This window comes from Streptosporangium sp. NPDC002721, assembly GCF_042888905.1.
Taxonomy (GTDB): Bacteria; Actinomycetota; Actinomycetes; order Streptosporangiales; family Streptosporangiaceae; genus Streptosporangium.
Genome location: NZ_JBIAQI010000017.1, coordinates 170,067 through 185,177, shown reverse-complemented (window position 1 = coordinate 185,177; position 15,111 = coordinate 170,067). Strand labels below are relative to the sequence as shown.

Annotated in this window: 14 protein-coding genes; 7 read left to right on the top strand and 7 right to left on the bottom strand. The window is 71.0% G+C overall.

Annotated features, from left to right (window positions below; all coding sequences use genetic code 11):
* Window positions 1–87 precede the first annotated feature (87 nt).
* The 4 genes from ACFYWM_RS24820 to ACFYWM_RS24805 all read left to right on the top strand — a co-directional run bounded on the left by ACFYWM_RS24820 (window position 88) and on the right by ACFYWM_RS24805 (window position 4,591).
* Complete coding sequence (locus ACFYWM_RS24820; protein WP_389917827.1) at window positions 88–2,238, top strand: (Fe-S)-binding protein; 2,151 nt, start codon at window positions 88–90, stop codon at window positions 2,236–2,238.
* Window positions 2,239–2,405: 167 nt separating this feature from the next.
* Window positions 2,406–3,200 (top strand): hypothetical protein, encoded by a 795-nt coding sequence (locus ACFYWM_RS24815; RefSeq protein ID WP_389917904.1) that lies wholly within the window; start codon window positions 2,406–2,408, stop codon window positions 3,198–3,200.
* Window positions 3,197–4,291 carry a glycosyltransferase gene (locus ACFYWM_RS24810; RefSeq protein ID WP_389917825.1) on the top strand — a complete coding sequence of 365 codons (1,095 nt, stop codon included), beginning with the start codon at window positions 3,197–3,199 and terminating at the stop codon, window positions 4,289–4,291. The genes ACFYWM_RS24815 and ACFYWM_RS24810 overlap by 4 nt, the downstream gene beginning before the upstream one ends.
* 18 nt (window positions 4,292–4,309) lie before the next feature.
* Window positions 4,310–4,591 carry a metal-sensitive transcriptional regulator gene (locus ACFYWM_RS24805; RefSeq protein ID WP_389917823.1) on the top strand — a complete coding sequence of 94 codons (282 nt, stop codon included), beginning with the start codon at window positions 4,310–4,312 and terminating at the stop codon, window positions 4,589–4,591.
* A gap of 485 nt (window positions 4,592–5,076) precedes the next feature.
* Here ACFYWM_RS24805 and ACFYWM_RS24800 read toward each other — a convergent pair whose 3' ends face one another.
* Together ACFYWM_RS24800 and ACFYWM_RS24795 are read right to left on the bottom strand one after the other, a co-directional pair.
* Window positions 5,077–6,420 (bottom strand): hypothetical protein, encoded by a 1,344-nt coding sequence (locus tag ACFYWM_RS24800; RefSeq protein ID WP_389917821.1) that lies wholly within the window; start codon window positions 6,418–6,420, stop codon window positions 5,077–5,079.
* 315 nt (window positions 6,421–6,735) lie between these two features.
* On the bottom strand, window positions 6,736–7,281 hold the full coding sequence (locus ACFYWM_RS24795; protein ID WP_389917820.1) for a gamma carbonic anhydrase family protein: 546 nt from the start codon (window positions 7,279–7,281) through the stop codon (window positions 6,736–6,738).
* A gap of 140 nt (window positions 7,282–7,421) precedes the next feature.
* On the opposite strand from ACFYWM_RS24795, the gene ACFYWM_RS24790 reads away from it, so the two are divergent.
* Window positions 7,422–8,756, top strand: a complete 1,335-nt coding sequence (locus tag ACFYWM_RS24790) for a hypothetical protein (protein WP_389917819.1) — start codon at window positions 7,422–7,424, stop codon at window positions 8,754–8,756.
* Window positions 8,757–9,226: 470 nt separating this feature from the next.
* On the opposite strand, the gene ACFYWM_RS24785 is transcribed toward ACFYWM_RS24790, so the two are convergent.
* From ACFYWM_RS24785 to ACFYWM_RS24765, 5 genes are all read right to left on the bottom strand, one after another.
* Entirely contained in the window at window positions 9,227–9,457 is a 231-nt protein-coding gene (locus ACFYWM_RS24785; RefSeq protein WP_389917818.1) for a hypothetical protein, read from the bottom strand.
* A 126-nt stretch (window positions 9,458–9,583) separates the two neighbouring features.
* Window positions 9,584–10,336, bottom strand: coding sequence for a GntR family transcriptional regulator (locus ACFYWM_RS24780; RefSeq protein ID WP_389917817.1), 753 nt, complete (start codon window positions 10,334–10,336; stop codon window positions 9,584–9,586).
* A 150-nt stretch (window positions 10,337–10,486) separates the two neighbouring features.
* Window positions 10,487–11,029 (bottom strand): VanZ family protein, encoded by a 543-nt coding sequence (locus tag ACFYWM_RS24775; RefSeq protein ID WP_389917816.1) that lies wholly within the window; start codon window positions 11,027–11,029, stop codon window positions 10,487–10,489.
* Between the two features lie 130 nt (window positions 11,030–11,159).
* The gene (locus tag ACFYWM_RS24770) at window positions 11,160–11,939 is read right to left on the bottom strand and encodes a dienelactone hydrolase family protein (RefSeq protein ID WP_389917815.1); all 780 of its coding nucleotides are present in this window, start codon (window positions 11,937–11,939) and stop codon (window positions 11,160–11,162) included.
* Between the two features lie 93 nt (window positions 11,940–12,032).
* Window positions 12,033–12,791: an IclR family transcriptional regulator gene (locus tag ACFYWM_RS24765; protein WP_389917814.1), complete on the bottom strand. Its 759-nt coding sequence runs from the start codon at window positions 12,789–12,791 to the stop codon at window positions 12,033–12,035.
* 74 nt (window positions 12,792–12,865) lie between these two features.
* Here ACFYWM_RS24765 and ACFYWM_RS24760 point away from each other — a divergent pair, with 74 nt between their 5' ends.
* Window positions 12,866–14,320, top strand: coding sequence for a 2-hydroxymuconic semialdehyde dehydrogenase (locus tag ACFYWM_RS24760; protein ID WP_389917813.1), 1,455 nt, complete (start codon window positions 12,866–12,868; stop codon window positions 14,318–14,320).
* Complete coding sequence (locus tag ACFYWM_RS24755) at window positions 14,313–15,110, top strand: 2-keto-4-pentenoate hydratase (protein ID WP_389917812.1); 798 nt, start codon at window positions 14,313–14,315, stop codon at window positions 15,108–15,110. Before ACFYWM_RS24760 ends, ACFYWM_RS24755 begins: the two co-directional genes overlap by 8 nt.
* Window position 15,111: the final 1 nt, after the last annotated feature.

Here is a 15,111-nt window from a genome sequence, read left to right as displayed (position 1 = left end):
TCACCGGTAGGATTCGTGGAGGCCCCTTGTCATCGTGGATGACCGGCGGTCGTACGCTGGCAGCCAACGCCGTCTGTGGGAGGACCCGTGCTCTGGGTAGCGATCATCGGGCTGGTCATGACAGCCGTCGCGGTCGCGCTTGCCGCGCGCCGCGTGTTGTTCCTGTACAAGCTCGCCACCGTCGGGCCCGCCGCGCCCGAGCGCGTCGAGTACGCCAGGACCCATCTGGGTGACGAGATCAAGGCCCAGCTGGTCGAGGTCTTCGGGCAGCGCAAGCTGCTGAAGTGGACGGCGTCGGGCGTCGCGCACTTCTTCGTCATGTGGGCGTTCTTCATCCTGGCGACCGTCTATCTGGAGGCGTACGGAGCGCTGATCCAGGGGGCCGTCACCGGTACCCCCGACTTCCACATCCCGCTCGTCGGGACGTGGGCCGTGCTGGGCTTCCTGCAGGACTTCATCGCGGTCGCGGCCCTGCTCGGGCTCCTCGCCTTCGCGATCATCAGGATCAAGAACTCGCCGAAGAAGCTGGGCCGCAGGTCCCGATTCTTCGGGTCGCACCTCGGCGGTGCCTGGCTCGTCCTCTTCATGATCTTCAACGTGATCTGGACGATGCTCCTCTTCCGCGGCGCGGCGGCCAACACCGGCAACCTGCCCTACGCCTCGGGGGCGTTCGCCTCCGACGCGACCGCCGCCCTGCTGCGCCCGCTCGGCCCCTCGGCCAACGAGGTGCTCGAACACGTCGGATTGCTCCTGCACATCGGCGTCATGCTGGTGTTCCTCGTGATCGTGGTGAACTCCAAGCACCTGCACATCTTCACCGCGCCGATGAACGTGGCCTTCTCCCGGCGCCCCGACGGCAACGGCCCAGCCCAGCCGATGCGGATCGACGGCAAGCTCGTCGACTTCGAGGACGAGGAGCTCGACGGCGACCGGCTCGGCCGGGGCAAGATCGAGGACACCACCTGGAAGGGCTTCCTCGACTTCTACACCTGCACCGAGTGCGGGCGTTGCCAGGACCAGTGCCCGGCCTGGAACACCGACAAGCCGCTCTCGCCGAAGATGCTGATCCTGGAGCAGCGCGACCACGCCTTCAAGGTCGCCCCGTACCTGACGGCCACCCAGGAGCAGCGCGCGGGCTTCCACGAGGACGTGCTGGCCCTGCTGGAGAAGCCGCTGGTCGGCGAGGACGGCGTCATCCACCCCGACGTGCTGTGGTCCTGCACCAACTGCGGCGCCTGCGTCGAGCAGTGCCCGGTCGACATCGAGCACATCGACCACATCCTCGACATGCGCCGCTACCAGGCGATGGTGGAGTCCAACTTCCCGTCCGAGGCCGGCGTCATGGTCAAGAACCTGGAGAACAAGGGCAACCCGTGGGGGATGTCCGAGACGAAGCGGGCCGACTGGATCGAGGAGCTGGCGGGGCGCGAGGTCGACCCCGTCGAGGTCCAGCTCATCGACGAGACGATGCCCGAGGACACCGAGTACCTCTTCTGGGTCGGCTGCGCCGGGGCCCTGGAGGACCGGGCCAAGAAGACCACCAAGGCGGTCGCGGAGCTGCTGCACGTCGCGGGGGTCAAGTTCGCGGTGCTCGGCCCGATGGAGGCGTGCACCGGCGACCCGGCCCGCCGTCTGGGCATGGAGTATCTCTTCGACATGCTGGCCAAGCAGAACATCGAGACCCTGAACGAGGCCGGGGTCAAGAAGATCGTCGCGACCTGCCCGCACTGCTTCAACACCCTCGCCAACGAGTATCCCCAGCTCGGCGGCACCTACGAGGTGGTGCACCACACCCAGCTGCTGGCCAAGCTCGTGGACGAGGGGAAGCTGGTCCCGGTCACGCCGATCGAGGAGAAGATCACCTACCACGACCCGTGCTTCCTCGGGCGCCACAACAAGGTCTACTCCCAGCCCCGCGACATCATGGCCAAGGTGCCCGGGGTGAAGACCCAGGAGATGCACCGCCACAAGGACCGCGGCTTCTGCTGCGGCGCGGGCGGCGCGCGGATGTGGATGGAGGAGCGGCTCGGAAAGCGCATCAACACCGAGCGCGTGGACGAGGCGCTGACCACCGAGCCCGACACCATCTCCACGGCCTGCCCGTTCTGCCTGGTCATGCTCGGCGACTCGATCAACGAGAAGAAGAACGCGGGAGAGGCCAAGGAGACGCTGGAGGTCGTCGACGTCTCCCAGCTGCTGATCAAGTCGATCAAGGGCCAGCCCGTCGAGGCGTCCTGACGCCCGGTCGGTAACCGTCAGAGGGGATATCTTCCCGATGTCCCCTCTGACATATGGTCAAGTCGCCGGGAAAAGGATGTCAGGTCCGAAAACCTTTCTCCACATAACGGGAAAATCACGGTAACCTCAACGTCGCGTAGCTCATTCAACGGGGAGGGGGCTTGACGATGCCCGTCGTCGTCAGCGATGCCGAGGTTACCCTGGCCGATGTTCTCTCACTTCGGCTGGCCGTCGACGAACCTCTGGCCGACGGTACCGAACTGGTCCTGCGAAACCGGGCCACCTCGGTCGAGAGCCGGGTGCCGCTGGGCACGCCGGACGTACGGATGCGCGAGGCGGAGCTGGCGGTCTCGCTCGCGCCGCTCGAACTCGGTCCCGGACGCTGGGACACTTACCTGCAACAGGGCACGACACGCACGCGGCTGCGCAGTGTCGATCCCGGATTCTCCCTCGACCACCTCGACGCGTACGCGCTGAGCCGCCGCACGCTGGCCTATCGCGCCTACCGGACCCGCAACGGCTTCCTCGCCCTGAAGGTCGACGACGCCCAGCCGGCGGCGGAGGTCCGTTCCGTCTGGTTTCGGGAGGGGCGCTTCGAGGTCACCGGGCTGCTCGCCTTCACAGGCCTCGACGACGACGAGGCGCGGCACGAGGCGAAGCTCGCGCTGCGCCGCAGCAGGCCCGACGCGGAGCTCACCTCCGTTGCAACGGTCCAGGGTGTGCGCTTCCACGCCGCGCTCTCGCTGTGCGACGTGATCGCCGCCGCCCCCGACCAGACCGGCACCTGGGAACCCTCGCTGGAGGTGCGCGGGGTGGCCACGCCGCTCCGGCTGGGCTCCCGGCTGGACGACGTCGACGGCAAGCGCCGCCGCCTGCACTATCCCGCCACCCAGATCGACGGCGTGCCGATCCGCCCCTGCTACACGGCGGACGACGAGCTCAGGATCGAGGTCGGCGGGTGAGGATCTGCCTGCTCACCCCCTCCGTCTACGGCATGCGCGGCGACGTCCGGTCGATCGTCAACCTCGCGGGGGAGCTGGCGGAACGTCACGAGGTCGAGATCGTCAGCGTCCGCCGCCACCGGGAGAAACCGTTCTTCCCGGTGGCGGCCGGCGTGACGCTCTCCTGGGTGGTCGACGCCCGGCCCGGGGTCAGATACCTGCTGCCGAGGGGCCAGATGCGCACCGAGGTCGCCCTGTGGCGGCGGCTGCGCGGGCTGCGGGCCGACGTGATCGTCAGCACCCGGCCCGGACTGAGCGTCCAGGTGGCCAGGCACGCTCCGCGCGACGTCACGCGGATCGCCCGCGAGTGGGGGCGTCCGCCGGTGCCGGGGCCGATCAGGAAGTTCTACCCGCGCCTGGACGCGGTCGCCGCCGCCACCGAGACGAGCAGGCAGGAGTGGGATCACCTGCTGGGCGGGAACGTCCCGGTCAGCGTGATCCCGGACGCGCTGCCCGCCGGGCCGTGGCCGCGCTCGCGGATGGACAACCGCATCGTCGCCGCGGGAGGGCGCCTGGTGCCGGTGAAGGCCCACGACCGGCTGATCCGCGCGTTCGCCGTCGTCGCGGGCAAGCGCCCCGACTGGCGGCTGCGCCTGTACGGCGGGGGCCCCGAGGAGAAGCGCCTGCGCGCCCTGGTGGGCGACCTCGACCTGCACAACCACGTCTACTTCATGGGGACGACCTCCGACATGACCGGCGAGTTCGCCAAGGCGTCGATCGTGGCGACGACCTCCAGGACGGAGGTGCTCGGGATGACCGTGATCGAGGCGATGGCCAGCGGGGTGCCGGTGGTCGCGTTCGACACTCCCCGGGGGCCGGGCGAGTTCGTGGCCGACGGGCGCAACGGGGTGCTGGTCCCCGAGGGGCCCGAGGGTTCCGAGGGGGAGGACGGGATCGAGGCGTACGCGTCCGCGCTGCTCGCGCTCATCGACGACGAGGGGCGGCGCAGGGAGCTGGCCGCGGGAGCCCTGGAGGTCGCGGCGGACCACGGCGCGTCCTCGGTGGCCGACCGCTGGGAGAAACTGATCGCGGCCACGTCCCGCCGCGCCTGACACCGGTACCGTTGGGACATGCATGGGTACAGCGGTGACAAGCAGGCTTATCTGACCCGGTTACGGCGCATCGAGGGGCAGATCAGGGGCCTGCAGCGGATGGTCGAAGAGGATGCCTACTGCATCGACGTGCTGACCCAGGTCTCGGCGGCCACGCGGGCGCTCCAGGCGGTGGCGCTCGGCCTGCTGGAGGACCACATCGGGCACTGCGTCGCCGATGCCATCAACACCGGGGGGCCGGAGGCGGAGGCGAAGGTCAAAGAGGCGTCGGCCGCGATCGCCCGTCTCGTCCGTTCGTGACTAGTCACATGACTATCTTTTCCGACCACGTCCCGGACCCCGCTGGAGGGTCCGGGACCAGGTCTTGGAAACGGTTCTTCCCGAGGCTTCAGCAAACAGCCGAAGCGCTCAATCCGAGCGCGTTGTCGAGCTCCACCAAGGTGAGGGGCCGTTCGCTGATCGCGACGGCGGACAGCACCTCGGCATAGAGCGCGATCTCGTCCAACGCGACACGGTCGTGGACCCTAGAGTCCAGGTCGTCGTGCCCCACCGCGTCGTCCTTCCTTCCGCAGCCCACACCCACTTCGAGGTTACGGCGGGCGGTCATCGGTGCCCATGGCCCATCGGGACCATTCCTCGCCCCGCCCGGCACATCCTCAAGGAGGATCATTTCCCGTTTAGGAGATCACAATTCAGCTAATTGTCTGATGCATAGGGAGGTAGAAGGATATAGGGAGAGTAAGGATGAAATAACTGTATTTGTGGTTTAGGCATACCGGCATGTGTCAGGAGTGACGGGGGTGGGTTCCCGACACTCCTGGGACGGGGTCGTCGCGCTCGTGCGTCAGCCGGTGCACGACCGCGGAGGCCGTCGCGAACCCGCGCTCCGGCACCTCGGTTCCCGTGAGGCGGCACCACGCGAGCCCGGTGGCGTAGGCGGCGCCGAGCAGGGCCGCCGCCGTGGCCCGGTCCGGCGGGTGGAGCGCCGAGGGCAGCTCCCCCGAGCGCGGCCAGCACCCCCGCAGCGGGTGCGAGGAGTCGGTGAGCACCACGTGGAGGATGTGCCGCAGCTCGGGGTCCAGCCACGGGTAGAGACGGTCGGCCGCCCTGGGCGAGAGGCCCGACAGGTCGGCGGCGAGCAGCGAGGCGGCCACCGCCCTGGGATCGGCGCCCATCGGGGCCAGGAAGCCCAACGCCTGGACCAGGTCGTAGAGCGCGTGCTGGAAGTACTCGCCGGGCGAGGTGTCGGGCAGCGTCAGGTGGGGCGGGCAGCGCGAGAGCCACGCGTGCCGTACGGCCTCGTCCCCCTGGCGGGCCACCTCGGGATCCCGGCAGGCCCGGCGCAGCAGCGGCTCGACCATGGACAGCAGGGCGTCGGCCCTCGGCCGGAACCTCGGGTCCTCGCGCACCACGGCGGCGGTGTCGGCCATCAGCGCGACCAGTCGCAGGCCGGCCTCCGGGTGCCCGGCCCTGACCCGCTCGCCGTACAGCGCGGCCAGGTCGTCCAGCGAGGTGGGCGGCAGCCAGCGGACCCACTCGTCACCGGGCAGCGGGCGGGCCAGGAACTCCCCGAACATCGACAGCAGCACCTCGTTGCCGTCGAAGGCGGGGGCGTAGGCGCACCACATGAGCGTGCCCCAGATCGCGGCGACGGGGCTGGCCACCTCCCTGGCGAAGAGCCCCGCGAACGGCCCGGTGATCGGAAAGTCCTCACTGCGCCTGCCGCGCTGGGCGACCACCAGGTCGCGGACCCGCTCGGTGATCTTGTACGGCACGTCGGGGCCGACGAACCCCTGGATCGACCCCCGGTCGGCGACGAGGTCGGCGCCGGTCGGCACCAGGTGCTGCGTGATCACCGAGGTGACGTTGGTCACGTGCGCCGCGGCGCGGAGGCTCCGGTCGGCGGGGGGAGCGGTCAGGTACCAGCGGCCGTCGGCGGGGTCCTGGCGGTACCACCGGGCGTGGGCGCCGAACAGCCAGCGCCCGCCGTCCGGGGTGGCCAGCGTGCGCCGCGCGATGGCCTGGGCCCGTGCGAGCGGCGGCAGCGCCACCCACCGGTGGTCGGCGACCATGGTCCGTACGTCGTTCTCGATGGCGTCGAACCCGTCCCACTGCCACATGCCGGTCATCGGCATTCCGGGGCGAGGGCCCCTGGCCTGCGCCACGGGCGGGATGCCCCTGCCTCCCTTCGGTCAAGGTCGTGCCAGGCCCCTTTCCCCCGACGGGGCCTGGCACGATCGTAAGGCCCCGCCCATCGCCGCGTCGGAGGGCGTGTGGCGCGGCCCGGGGCCGGGAGACCCCGCAGCGCCCGGGTAACCCGAGCGTCCGGGGCATGTGGATCTTCGGATGCCCGGTGGTGCGGATTGTTCGGGATGCCCGGGTCATCTGGGTGGCCCGGGTTGTTCAGGTGGTCCGAGTTGTTCAGGTGGTCCGGGATGCTCGGGTCATCCGGGGTGGGGGAGGGCGGTCGCGGCGCGGTGGCGGGCCGCCTTGGCGATGTAGCCGGCCGGTGTACGGGCGAACGAGGCGCGGTCGTCGTCGGTGAGCTCGCGAACGATCTTCCCGGGGACACCCGCGACGAGCACCCCCGCCGGGATCCGCTTCCCCGGGCCCACCAGGGCGCCCGCCGCTACCAGCGATCCCGCGCCGATCCTGGCGCCGCCGAGCACGATCGCGCCGATGCCCACGAGCGCGCCGGTCTCCACGTGGGCCCCGTGCACCATGGCCTTGTGCCCGAGGCTCACCCGGGGCTCCAGCACGGCCGGCTCGCCCGGGTCGGCGTGCAGGCAGCACAGGTCCTGGATGTTGCACTCCTCCCCGACCTCGACGACCTCGTCCTCGCCGCGCAGGACCGAGCCGTACCAGACGTTCGCGGCACGGCCCAGCCGTACCCTCCCGACGACCACCGCTCCGGGGGCGATGTAGGCGTCCGGATGGATCCGCGGGATCGCGTCGCCGTCGAGGGCGGCGATGTAAGGCGTGGCGTTCATGAGGACGATGTTATGAGGGGGCGATCTGTCCGGTATTTCGGTAAGCAGGTCGGGCGTTCAGGTTGCGGACTTGGGCAGTAAGCAGGAAAGTCGTCTCCTGACGTCTCCTTTCCCGCCACACGACCTCCACGGGCAGTGCCATGACAAACCAGCACGAGAGCTTTCCCGACCTGATGCATGAGGACTCGTTCGAGGTCGTCATGCGCGGCTACAGCCGTCGTCAGGTTCACGACTACATGGACCGCCACCGCCACCAGATCCGCGACCTGGAGGAGCGGCTCGGGCGCGCGATCGACCAGGCCGAGCAGGGCCGGATCGAGCTGGCCGAGGCCCGCAGGAGGCTCTCGGACGCCCCGCAGGACTACGACGAGCTCGGCCAGAGGCTCAGCCAGATCCTGAAACTGGGCGAGGAGGAGGCCACCTCCAAGAAGCAGGTCGCCGAGGCGGAGGCGATCAAGCTTCGTGACGACGCGGTCGCGGAGGCCGAGCGGCTGATCACCTCCGCGCGGGATCGGGCCGAGGGCATCCTGAACGCCGCGCAGCAGGAGGCCGAGCGCCGGGTCGCCGAGGCCACCGCCGCCGCCGAGCAGATGCTCTCCCAGGCCGGCAACGACGCCGAGGAGACGCTCAACGCGGCCCGCGCCGAGTCCGAGGAGACCCTGCGCGGTGCCCGCACCGAGGCCGACCGGATGGTCACCTCGGCGCGGAACGAGGCCGAGCGGACGGTCCAGGAGGGCCGCGCCGAGGCCGACTCCACGCTGAGCGCCGCCCGCGCCGAGGCGGAGGCGACCGTCCTCGCCGCCAACACCGACGCGCACTCCACGCTGTCGACGGCCCAGCGGCGCGCCGCCGCCCTGGACGAGACCACCGGCCGCCGGGTCGTCTACCTCACCGACACCCACCACGAGGTCATGCGCCGCCTGCACGAGATGGGCGCCGTCCTGGGAGACCTGCTCCACCGCGAGGGCGCGGCCGGGCCCCTGATCGACGAGAGCGCCGTGCTGCCCCCGGCCCGCGTCCAGCCCGCGCTGGCCGCTCCCGACCCCGCCGTCACCGCCCCCGTCCCCGTCCCCGGTCCCGGTCCCGAGTCGGGCTCCGGTCCCGCTTCCGCCGAGGACTCCGACGACGTCCAGGGCGCTCCCGGCGCGGCGGACGCCACCGCCTCCGAGATCGCCGCGCCCGAGGGCGCGGAGAAGCCTTCCGGACAGGCCGGGCCCGCCCGGCGCGCCGGGTCCGAGGACGCGCCCGAGGTCGTGCGGGACCCCGGGTTCGACGGCTCGTCCGACCTGGAGTCCGTACGCGTGATCGTGGAGGACGACACCCCCGCGAGGGGCGACGACCGTTCCGGCGAGGCGCGGGTCGAGGTGTACGACGACACCGACACCGACACTGACACTGACACGGACACCGACCTTGGCTCGGCCGCGGGGAAGGCCGGCAAGGACGAGAAGAAGTACGCCTCCCCGAGGAAGTAGGAGACGAGGAAGTAAGAGACTTCGGGAGCGGGAAATCCCGGAGACAGGAGACTGCGAAAGCAGGAGCCACCGTCCCGGAGACGGTGGAGCGGGCCCGCGCGGCCCTGGAGACGTGGGCGCGCAGCGCATAAGCCCTCGCGAAGGCCGTGCGGTCGTGGAGACGTGAAGACGTGGAGACGCCGCGCGGTGGGCTCTTGCGAAGGCCGTGCGGTCGTGGAGACGTGAAGACGTGGAGACGCCGCGTGGTGAGTCCTCGCGGAGGCCCGGCGAGGCCCGGCGGTCGTGGGGATGTCACGTGTGGTCGGTGCCGCGCGAAGCGCCTTGCGGACGACGCCGGGCAGATTCGTGTGGCCCGGGCGTTCCGGAGATCAAGCGGAAGCCCCCGCCCCCGATCGGGTCGGGGGCTTCCGCGATTGGGGGCCCGGCGCCGGGACCGCGTCGGATCGGCTCATCCCGGCACCGGGCGGTCTTCAGGGGTCCGTTCTCGGCTCCGTGTCGCCGGAACGTTCCCGTTGGTCGAGGAGCTGCTCGCGCAGCCCTTCCGGATCGTCCGCGTCGATGGTCATCGCGCAGCCGACATCACGCTGGGCGGGGGTCAGCGGGTGGTGGCGGGTGGCCCACCACCTGCCCGCGTCGCTCCGCCAGATCGTCCAGTCGGGGAACTCCCGGGCGATCTCAGCGAGATGTCGGTCGAAAGACATCTGTGCACCTTCCCCGCGCCCAGGCCCGCCTTTGCGACGTTCCACCTCTGACGGTGAGGCACTTCTCTAGAGAAATCAATGATCGCGGGGGACAGGTCAACCTATCGGTTGACGGATGGCCTTGATCTATGAGTCGAAGTCGTACTGAAGTACGTAAGAGGCGGCGTCGAGGACCATCTCGTTGACCTCGACGGCGACGCCGTCGGTGGTGCGGGCGACCCGGGCGATCACGATGACCGGGGTGCCCGCGGGCAGGTCGAGCTGGACGGTCTCGTGGGGATGGGGCATGCGGGCCCGTATCTCCTCGGTGAAGTGCACCGGGGCGTGGCCGAGTTCGCCGAGGCGCGCGTACACGCCCCCCGGTCCCGTGTCCTCCCTCGTGATCGCGGTCCCCTCCACCAGGGCGGCGGGGAAGTGGGAGACCGACAGCTGCACCGGCCGCTCGTCCACCGAGTAGCGCCGCCTGCGGACCCACACCTCGGGGCCGCCCAGCACCCGGGCCACGGCGTCCTCGGCGGTCTCCCGGTCGATGTCCACCTCGTCCACGGTGTAGGGGCGCCCCCTGGTGTCGGAGTCCCAGATGGCCTCGCCGCGTCCCCACTGGTCGCGGGAGAGCCGCCGGGAGCCGTGCCGCCTGATGGGGCGGAACTGCCTGACGTACACCCCCGAACCGCGTTTGGGGACGGCCAGTCCTTCGTTGATTAGTACGGACAGGGCCTGCCTGGCGGTGGCACGGGCTATGCCGTGCCTCGCCATCAGGGCGTTCTCGCCCGGAAGCCGATCCCCGTCTCGGAGATCACCGGACAGGATCGCTTCGCGAAGCCCGTCGGCGATGCGCCGATAGATCGGGGGCTCGGGAGGTACCGGGGACTGCTGCACGTTCGATCACCCTCTGTCACCAACCGGGTTTGGCGTCTCCAGAGAACTTGCCCCGCCTTGTCCACGATCGCACAGATACGGGGGTTGGTATCGTGCTTCTTTTGGGAGGATCGTGCCCGTGTGGCGATCTTAAAGAGTTTCTCCGGTCCGTTACCGTGGAACGGTCCCGGCCGGTATTCGGGAGGCCCACCACCGGCGTGTGACGATCGCGGCCAGCACGGCCCCCGCCGCGTTGACGATCACGTCGTCGACGGAGCTCACCCGCCCCAGTCCCAGGGCGTACTGCAGGACCTCCACGGTGAGCGACGCCCCGGCCGCGACGGCCGCGATCCGGGTGAGTGACGCGAACCGGGCCGAACGGACGGGAAGCATCGCCCCGAGCGCGGCGAAGACCAGGAGATTCCCCCCGACCTGCACGAACGCGGCCTGTCCCGGACCGTGGAGGGTCGCCCACAGGTCCGCGAACGGGACAAGGCTGACGCCCGAGACCCCCGCTCCGGGGGTGAGGATCATCCAGATCCAGGGCGCGGTCCCGGCCACCGCGACCACGTCGGCCAGGGCGGTGCGCGAGGGGAAGGGGTGGCCGGCGCGGGCGCGGCGGAGGGCCAGCAGGCGGACGGCCACGACGACCAAAGGGGTCGCCAGGAAGGCCACCAGAACGATGTTCCCCCACTGCTGCCACGCCTGGTGCATGAGGCAATGATGGGGTGCGCGCGGCCCCGCCGGACGGCCTCCCAGGTTACGAGAAGGTGACCTTCGAGCAAGGGCCGCCCCCGCCCCTCGCCGCACGCGGAAGGTCAGGGCCCTCGCCGTACGCGGAAGGTCAGGGGAGTGAGGCCGGGGCGAGGGTGCGCCCGAGGAAGTGCACGGCCCGGTCCCAGGCGGTCCTGGCGGCCTCCGGGTCGTGGAACTGCGGGGCCTCGTGGTTGTGGAAGGCGTGCCCGGCCTCCTCGGCGACGTACACCTCCACGTTCGGCCGCCCGGCCGCGGCCTTCTCGACCACGGAGACCCGCTCTCGCGGGATGTAGGGGTCGGAGCCGCCGAACACGAGCAGCAGCGGGCAGGTGATCTTCTCCAGCATGCCCGCCGCGTCGGGGACGGCCGACCCGTAGAACGACAGGACCGCGTCCACCTCGACCGTGGCCGCGAGCAGGTAGCCGATCGAGCCGCCCAGGCAGAACCCGACCACCCCGGCCCCGCCCTCCGCCTCGGGCAGCCCCCGCAGGTGCGCCAGGGCCACGGCCGAGTCGGCCACCCCGTGGGGGACGTCGAACGAGGAGACCATCTCGATCGACGAGGACGTCCCGGCCTCGTCGTGGCCGGAGACCCAGTTGGGCCGGAGCCGCCAGAACAGGTCGGGGGCGCCGACGACGTACCCGAGCGCGGCCAGGTCCTCGGCCACCTTCCTGATGTACGGCCCCACCCCGTAGATCTCCTGGATCAGCAGGATGACCGGTCCCCGGCCGGCCGGGGGCAGCCACAGGTGCAGGTCGAACGAGCCGTCGGCGACGGTGACCGTCTCGGTGCGAGCTTCCACGGGTTCCTCCTGCTGGTTCACGGCCTGCTGGTTCACGGCCTGCTGGTTCACGGCCTGCTGGTTCACGGTCTGGCGTACGGCGACGGGTGGGCAGTGAATCGCATACCCGTCGAACGCGGACAGATGTGCGGGCGGGGCGGCGGGGTGTGAGGCCTGCGGTCAGATGGTCCTGGCCAGGGCGCGGGAGATCCCCAGCGCGGCGGCCTTGACGGCCGGGGCGAGCCGGGTGGGCTGGAAGCGGGCCAGCGGCACCGAGACGGACAGCGCGGCCACGGCCACGCCGTCGCCGAACACCGGGGCCGCGATGCACGCGCCGCCCAGCTGGGCCTCCTCCCGCTCGTAGGCCAGCCCCGCCGCCTGGATCTGGCCCAAGGCCTCCTCCAGGCGGCGGGGGTCGACGATCGAGTGCGGGGTCAACCGGCGCAGCGGGCGGCCGAGGACCTCGTCGATCAGGTCGGGCCCGGAGTAGGCCAGCAGGGCCTTGCCGATCCCGGTGCAGGTCAGCGGGAGGCGCCCGCCGACGCGCGAGGGCAGCGCGAAGGCCTCCTGGCCCCGGATCTTCTCGACGTAGACGACGTCGAGGCCGTCGCGCACGCCCAGGTGGACGGTCTCGTGGGTCGCCTCGTAAAGGTCGTGCATGAAGGGCAGCGCCGCGTGTCTCAGGTCGCGCTCCAGGGGCACGATGCTCCCGAGCTCGAAGAGGCGGCGGCCGAGATAGTAGCCGTCCGGGCGGCGGGTGACCGCGCCGATCGAGGTCAGCCCGGTGAGCAGCCGGAAGGCGGTGGTCTTGGGCAGGTGGCAGCGCTCGGCGACGTCGGCCAGGCGCAGCGGTCCTCCCGTGGGACGGAACGCGTCGAGTACGAGCCAGGATTTCTCCAGCACGGACAGCCGGTCGGGGTTCCGTTTCACGGAACGCATTCTTGCCTACGAGCCACTTACGGCTCTATACCCGTACGTAGTGACCTCAACGAGTACGTCCCCGAGGAGCAGTCTTGTCTGACCAGGTGAACCACTTCATCGGTGGGGTGCCGGTCGCCGAGGGCGCGACGTTCACCACCCACGACCCGGTGACCGGGCTGCCGGTGCGCGAGGTCCGCGAGGCGGACCGGGACGTCGTCGGCAGGGCGGTGGCCGCCGCCCGCGCGGCGCTGCCCGGGTGGGCGGCGCTGCCGGTGGCGGAGCGCGCCGCCTGGACGCGCCGCCTCGCGGACGCGATCGAGGAGCGGTTCGAGGACCTGGTCGCGGCGGAGATCGCCGACACCGGGAAGTCGGTCACCCAGACCCGCACCCTGGACATCCCGCGCGGGGCCGCGAACTTCCGGTCGTTCGCCGAGATCGCGGCCCAGCACCCCGAGGACGCGTTCCACCTGATGGACGTGCTGAGCTACACCGTGCGCAAGCCCCTCGGGGTGGTCGCGGTGATCGTGCCGTGGAACCTGCCGTTCCTGCTGGCGACCTGGAAGCTCGGTCCCGCGCTCGTCGCGGGCAACACCGTCGTGGTCAAGCCATCGGAGCACACGCCGGGCTCGGTCGCGGTGCTCGCGGAGATCGCCGCGTCGATCGGCCTGCCCCCCGGCGTGCTCAACGTCGTGAACGGCTTCGGCGGCGGCTCCACCGGCCAGTTCCTGGTGGAGCACCCCGGCGTGGACGCGGTCACCTTCACCGGCGAGAGCCGTACCGGATCGACGATCATGAAGGCGGTCGCGGACCGGGTCAAGCCCGTCTCGTTCGAGCTGGGCGGCAAGAACGCGGGGCTGGTCTTCGCCGACGCCGACCTGGACGCGGCCGTCGAGGGGAGCGTGCGGTCGGTCTTCACCAACGGCGGCCAGGTCTGCCTGTGCACCGAGCGGCTCTACGTGCAGCGGCCGGTCTTCGAGGAGTTCGCCGCGCGGCTGGCCTCGCGCGCCGGGGAGCTGAGGTTCGGCCGCCCCTCGGACGAGGACGCCACGATGATGCCGATGATCTCCGCCGAGCACCGGGACAAGGTGCTCTCCTACTACGAGCTGGCCAAGCGGGAGGGCGCCGAGATCCGCGCCGGGGGCGGGGTGCCGCGCTTCGGCGACGACCGCGACGGCGGCTACTACGTCGAGCCGACCGTGCTGACCGGCCTGCCGCCCGACTCCCGGGTGAACCGGGAGGAGATCTTCGGCCCGGTCTGCCACATCGCCCCCTTCGACACCGAGGCCGAGGCGGTCGGGCTGGCCAACGACAGCGAGTACGGCCTGGCGGCGACCGTCTGGACGTCCGACCTGAGCAGGGCCCATCGGGTCGCCAGGTCGCTGGAGGCCGGGCTGGTCTGGGTCAACACCTGGTACCTGCGCGACCTGCGCACCCCCTTCGGCGGGGTGAAGCTGTCCGGCATCGGCCGCGAGGGCGGTACGCGCTCGCTGGACTTCTACTCCGAGCCCACCACGATCACCATCAAGCTGGAGCCTGGACATGACTGAGTGGAGCGAGGCCACCGACGTGCGCGCGGAGGCGGCCGACCGGCTGCTGGAGGCGGCCAGGAGCGGCAAGCCGTGCGCCCCGGTGCGCGACACGCTGCCGAGCGGGAGCGCCGAGACCGGTTACGCCGTACAGGAGATCAACACCAGGCGGGCGCTGGACGAGGGCCGCAGGCTGGTCGGCAGGAAGGTCGGGCTCACCTCCGCCGCCGTCCAGCGCCAGCTCGGCGTGGACCGGCCGGACTTCGGGATGCTCTTCGCCGACATGGCCTACCTCGACGGCCTGCCGGTGCCGACCGGCCGCTTCCTGCAGCCCAGGGTCGAGGCGGAGGTCGCGCTGGTCCTCGGGGACGACCTGGAGGGCGGCCCGTTCACGGTCGCCGACGTCATCCGGGCGGTCGACTTCGTGCTTCCGGCGATCGAGATCGTCGACAGCCGCATCGCGGGGTGGGACATCACGCTCGTCGACACGATCGCCGACAACGCCTCCAGCGGCGCGTTCGTCCTCGGCAACACCCCGGCGAGCCTGCGCGGCCTGGACCTGCGGCTGGCCGGGATGACCATGAAGCGGCACGGCGAGGAGGTCTCCACCGGCGCGGGCGCGGCCTGCCTCGGGAACCCGCTCAACGCCGCGGTCTGGCTGGCCGACGCGCTGGGCCGTACGGACTTCCCGCTGCTGGCCGGGGACATCGTGCTCACCGGCGCGCTCGGCCCGATGGTGGACGTCGTGCCCGGCGACGCGTTCGAGGTGCACATCGAGGGTCTCGGCTCGGTCAGGACGGTGTTCTCGTGAA